The sequence below is a fragment of the Micromonospora sp. NPDC047707 genome (assembly GCF_040704235.1).
Classification (GTDB): domain Bacteria; phylum Actinomycetota; class Actinomycetes; order Mycobacteriales; family Micromonosporaceae; genus Micromonospora.
In genome coordinates this window covers 1-4293 of sequence record NZ_JBEYSU010000100.1, presented here as the reverse complement: position 1 = coordinate 4293, position 4293 = coordinate 1, and the positions used below count along the sequence as shown (strand labels likewise).

Sequence of the window (4293 nt, the reverse complement as noted above, 5' to 3'; positions counted from 1 at the left end):
ATCCACGAACGCAGAATAGGCCCCGGGCCAGGACAGCCCGCATCACCCGGGCCCCACCGGCCTATGGGGCAAACGTTGCCTGACGCGGCACTAGCCATCCACGCCAGGGGGGCGAAAGCGGTCGTTCACCAGCCCAGGTTGCGTGCAGGGAAATCGTGGGCGAGCGTGCCGTCACCAATCGGACTCGTCGTTTGGGATTGGAACGGCACGATCCTCGGTAACAGCCGTGCGCTCATCAACGCGACAATCGATGCGTTCGCTGAGTGCAACCTACCGTCGGTGAACCGGGCCCTCGCGGCGGCTTCGGTCGGGGCGGTGTAGACCGGCCGCAGGGCTTTGGCGATGGCGTCCCAGTGTTGCCGTCCGGCATACCGGAACGAGGACCGCAGCAGATGGATTACGCAGGTCTGCACGACGGCTTCGGGCCACACCTTACCGATCGTATCCGGCAGGCCCTTGAGCCCGTCGCAGACCACCGTGCACGTATCAGCCACACCGCGGTTCTTCAGCTCGGTGAGGACCTGCAGCCAGAACTTGGCGCCCTCGCCGCCGTCGCCGACCCACAGGCCGAGGATGTCGCGGGTGCCCTCGACCGTGACGGCCAGGGCCAGGTAGGTGGGCGCCGGTTGGCGACCGTCCCATCGCGGATCTTCACGTGCATCGCGTCCAGGAAGATCACCGGGTAGCCGGATCCAGAGGCCGGTTCTGCCACTCGGTCATCCCCACGATTCACCTTGTCGGTGATCGTCGAAATCGTCTGCCGGTGACACCTCGGGCGCCGTAAACCGCGGCCAGGTGGGCCTGGATCTCCCCGGTGGTTAGGCCTTTAGCGGACAGGGAGATCACGTGTCGTCCACGCCAGACAATCGCGCTGGCGCTTGCGGACAATCTGCGGCCTGAACGATCCGTTCCGGGCGCGGGCCACGTCGATCTCGACGGGGCCGACGTCGGTCAGCACGGTCTTGGCCCGGCTGCCGTTGCGGTGGTTGGATCCCTCTTTGGCCTTGACGTAGCCCTTGTCATGGCCCAGGTGGTCGGTGATCTCGCCCTCGAACGCTGATTCTAGGACCCGCTTCGTCAGATGCTGCAACAGCCCACCGTCGCCGGTCAGCTGCAGCTCCGCCGCGCGGGCCTGCTCCACCAGCCGGCCGACCAACTCGTCATCGACCCCATTCGCCGGCGGCTGCGCCGGATCCCTTCTTCGCCATCGCGGCATTATCCACGGCGGTCGTCATGTCGGTCATCGGTGCCTACTCCTTGATCAGGAGACACACCGTTCGTTGTACAGACCCGAGGGCGCCATCACGTGCCTGAACACCCCGAGGCGGGCCTCAAATCAAGGCCCGTTCATGTCCGCAAAATCGCACGACCGGCAGGATCGGCCCGGCGTTGGGCCCTGACCTGCACTGGCCAAGGAAGAGCTGAGGTGAGTTCGGCGGAGCTGGCGGTTGTTGGGCAAGCATCAGAAGCCAGCGATGTGGAGGCAGATTCAATTGAGCGCACGGCGTCGCTGAAACCGGTACGAACGCTCCACGCGGGCAATGCGCACCTCATATGCCTCATACCAGCGCTCACGCCCTAACCGCTGCGCGACTAGGTGTTCGGCAATCTCTCGCCATCTGCGGATCGCCTCGTCTGTGGTGTAGTACACAACGGTCAGCTCGTGGCCGTCCGGCCCTTCTAGTGACTCCCGACCAAGGTATCCGGGCTGCGACTCGGCCGCCTGAACCATTTGTACGGCCGTTTCAGCGTAGCCCTCGAGATCCTCGCCCGTATGCCATGTGCTTAGGATTGCGGCGTAATATGGCGGTTCTGGCCAAGCGGAAGTGGAGTTGGTGAGCACAGGAGCAATATACCCTGCCAATGGGAGCATGGAGATGGACGGGCAGATGGCTTGCGGGCCGACGGGCCGGGCCCGGGGGCCACGATCGTTCCGATGCACGCGGGCAGAGCTTGATCCGCCGGAGCGCTTTGAATGTGGTCTTTAGCAGCGAGTTTGGCTGATTCGGCCGGGGGTCACGGTTCGGCGGCGTTGGTGAGTACGGGCGGCCGGTGGTGGTTGCGGGCGTAGGTGGCGCGTGATTCGCGACCTGGGCGCACGTCGGGCGTCCGCAGTCAGCAGCCCTCGGTCCGGAGATGTTTCGGATGCTTCCGCGGTTTGTTGGTCGTACTGACGTGACGAGCACGGAGCACTCATGAGTTCGGGCCGTGCGTGGCGACCAGGGGCCGTCGAGGGCGGCATGCCTACATTCGCTTAGCTTGATCTGCAACCCGTGTGTTGTTTACGTGCCGTGATACTCAGGTCGCGCTTTGGCGGTCGTGCCGACGTCGTGGCGGGCTGCGGTTTCGGATCCGGGTGGGCGTCCGGGGCCTGGCCGGGGGGTGTCCCTATGGGTTTCGTCAAGCCGCGATTGGTGTGGTGGGCGGGGCTGGTAGGGGATCTTGTCGCGGAGCATGGCATAGAGCACGTCGCAGCGGCCTCGGGCGAGGCAGATGAGGGCGGCGTTGTGACGTTTGCCTTCGGCGCGTTTGCGGTCGTAGTAGGCCCTGCTTCCAGGGTCGGATGTCTCGTAATCCCAGTGTTTGTCTTTTGGAGGACGGTCATCGAGGATGCCTGGGTGTGGGTGGTCTCCGCAGCCCGGACCGAGTGGTCTTTCCGTTCACCGGGCTGCCGCCCTCCCAGTTCCGGCGGCTGGTCCGACTGGTCGTCGAGCGGGGCGGGGACGGCATCGCTGACGGCCAGCCGGGCCGGCAGTGGGCCCTCGACCTGCCCGACCGGGTGCTGCTGATGGCCGCGTACTGGCGGACCAAACCTGACGATGCGGCAGATCGGACTGCTGTTCGGGGTGTCACACTCCGCCGCGCACCGGGTCATCGACACCCTCGGCCCGCTCCTCGCACTGGCGCCGGCGCTCCGGCGGCCCGGCCGACCAGATCGCGATCGTCGACGGGACGTTGATCCCGACCCGGGACCACCGCCTGGCCGCGCCGAGCAAAATTGTCGCTACTCGACCAACGTGCAGATTGCCATCGACGCCAGCACCCGCCTGGTCATCGCCGTCGGCGACCCGCAGCCAGGCAACCGCAACGACACCATCGTCTACCGGGCCTCCGGCATCGACCAGAAGCTGAACGGGCGCCCGGTCATGGCCGACGGCGGCTACCAGGGCAACCGCGAGGTGATTATCCCCTACTCAAGCACTCCGACGGCAGTGAGCTGCCTGCCTGGAAGGAAGACCTCAACGCCCGGCACGGCATCGTCCGCGCGCAGGTCGAACACGCCTAACAGGATGAAGTGCTTCAAGATCCTGGGCGACTACCGCCGCGCCGTCCGCACATTTATCGACACCGCTTCAGGCATCCACAACCTGCACAACATCATGCTGGCGGGGTGATCACCGGGCCCCTGCCGGGCAACGCCTTCAGCCAGTTACGAGACCTCCCTTAGGGCGTCGTCGAACAGCCGGCGCAGGAGCAGTCGGCCCGACAGGAGAACGGCTTTCCCCTCCCGCTGATATCGGGCGACGAGTGGCCGCGCCTGTACCCTAGGCGCCGGGCGCACGGTGGACTAGTGACACAGGTGGCGATCAAAAAGCCACGAGCTCATCCGATTTCCTATCCCAACTGACCAGAAACAATCCGCCGCCGCCTTCGCCGCCGGACAGTTGTCACGCCTAACCAGGTCGGATGCAATTCCTGACGGCGGCAGGTGACCTGCCACCGCTCGCCGGTGTGGCGTAGCTCATCATAGAAGACGAGGGTGTGCACAGACGGCCGTTCGCCGCCGGACACGATCCACCAGTAGGACCGGGCGTTCGCAAAGTCACCGTCAACGTCGACTACGACTGGGCCCATTAGATAGCGACCGCCGTTGCCGAAGCGCGATCGAATGTCGCGCCGAATCACCCGAGCGATCGACCGCGCACCGACTGCGGTACCAGTCGGACCTTCGTACCGGGCGTCGTTCGTATAGATTGCCGCACATGCCTGCTCGTCCCCGATGTCAATAGCGAAGTTATAGGCGGTAAGCAACTCGACTATCTCGAACCGGTCCACGTCGTGAGGCCGTGATTCATTTCTGATCGTATCCATCGCGTTGCCCTCCGATCAGGTCCTGCTACCAAACTCCTCCTGTTCGCACCTTGGCGCATCGGAAATCCGTCTGATCGTCGAAACGGCCGTGCCTTACACCACCACAGTGGGCTGAGATCGCGCCGCTGCTGCCGCCCCGCCCGCCGCGCCGGCACCGGTTCCCGGGCCGTAAGCCCCTCGACGACCGCAAGGTGTTGTGCG

General features: G+C 65.2%; 5 protein-coding genes and 1 pseudogene. 1 reads left to right on the top strand and 5 read right to left on the bottom strand.

What is annotated here, in order from left to right:
• Window positions 1-125: 125 nt before the first annotated feature.
• From AB0873_RS31835 to AB0873_RS31820, 4 genes and pseudogenes are all read right to left on the bottom strand, one after another.
• A complete protein-coding gene (locus AB0873_RS31835; RefSeq protein WP_366604440.1) occupies window positions 126-566 on the bottom strand; it encodes a transposase in 441 nt (146 codons plus the stop codon).
• Between the two features lie 260 nt (window positions 567-826).
• Entirely contained in the window at window positions 827-1141 is a 315-nt protein-coding gene (locus AB0873_RS31830) for a transposase (RefSeq protein WP_366604438.1), read from the bottom strand.
• A 348-nt stretch (window positions 1142-1489) separates the two neighbouring features.
• Window positions 1490-1843 carry an antibiotic biosynthesis monooxygenase gene (locus AB0873_RS31825; protein WP_366604436.1) on the bottom strand — a complete coding sequence of 118 codons (354 nt, stop codon included), beginning with the start codon at window positions 1841-1843 and terminating at the stop codon, window positions 1490-1492.
• Window positions 1844-2429: 586 nt separating this feature from the next.
• Window positions 2430-2561: pseudogene (locus tag AB0873_RS31820) on the bottom strand (IS110 family transposase); the annotation flags it as partial.
• 258 nt (window positions 2562-2819) lie between these two features.
• Here AB0873_RS31820 and AB0873_RS31815 point away from each other — a divergent pair.
• A complete protein-coding gene (locus tag AB0873_RS31815) occupies window positions 2820-3395 on the top strand; it encodes a transposase family protein (protein WP_366604434.1) in 576 nt (191 codons plus the stop codon).
• 220 nt (window positions 3396-3615) lie between these two features.
• Here AB0873_RS31815 and AB0873_RS31810 read toward each other — a convergent pair whose 3' ends face one another.
• Window positions 3616-4056: a nuclear transport factor 2 family protein gene (locus AB0873_RS31810; RefSeq protein ID WP_366604432.1), complete on the bottom strand. Its 441-nt coding sequence runs from the start codon at window positions 4054-4056 to the stop codon at window positions 3616-3618.
• Window positions 4057-4293: the final 237 nt, after the last annotated feature.